General features: G+C 68.6%; 1 protein-coding gene. It reads right to left on the reverse strand.

What is annotated here, in order from left to right; translation table 11 throughout:
- On the reverse strand, positions 1-612 hold a 612-nt coding region (locus GTW58_RS13535; protein ID WP_168023605.1), incomplete at both ends, for an alpha/beta hydrolase.

A 612-nucleotide genomic window follows, 5' to 3' on the forward strand; every position in this document is an offset into this window, starting at 1 on the left:
GCGCCCCCACGGGGCCCCCCCCACCCGTGATCAGGAGTACCGGCATGGTGAGAGGCGGCCCCACTTCGGCCACGGTCCGGGAGATCGAGGAGACGTAGGCTTCGCGGATCACGCGCTTCTCGGCGTAACTGCCGAAGTAGGCGCGGTGCTGGTTGACGATGTATTCGCGCAGTTCCGGATCCTGCGTGGTGGTCAGTTCCCGGCTCATGATGTCCGTCGCGGTGTTGCTGCGCAGGAGTTTGTCGCCCAACCCGAAAGGCAGCTTGGACCCGAGGCTGTAGTACGTGTCGGCGACCTGGGAGGCCCACACGCGGTCACTGGTCAGTGCCGGTTCGCTGATCGGGTTCACCAGGATCAGCCGCTGCACCATGGCGGGGGACTCCGCGGCCAGGTGAGCGGCCACGACGGATCCGAAACTGTGCCCCAGCAACGCGACCCCGTGATCCGACTCGGGGTTCACCGCCCCGTCGGTCAAGCGCTGGATGAAGGAACGCAGAAACCGGACGTAGTTGGCCACGTTGTGCCGGCCGGCACCGTCGGCGCCGCCCGTCTCCGCAGGGCCCTCTGCCTCCCGCGGCGAGGGCCCGGGCCGTCCGAAGCCCCGCAGATCGG

This window comes from Kocuria subflava (assembly GCF_012163155.1).
GTDB classification, from domain to species: Bacteria; Actinomycetota; Actinomycetes; order Actinomycetales; family Micrococcaceae; genus Kocuria; species Kocuria subflava.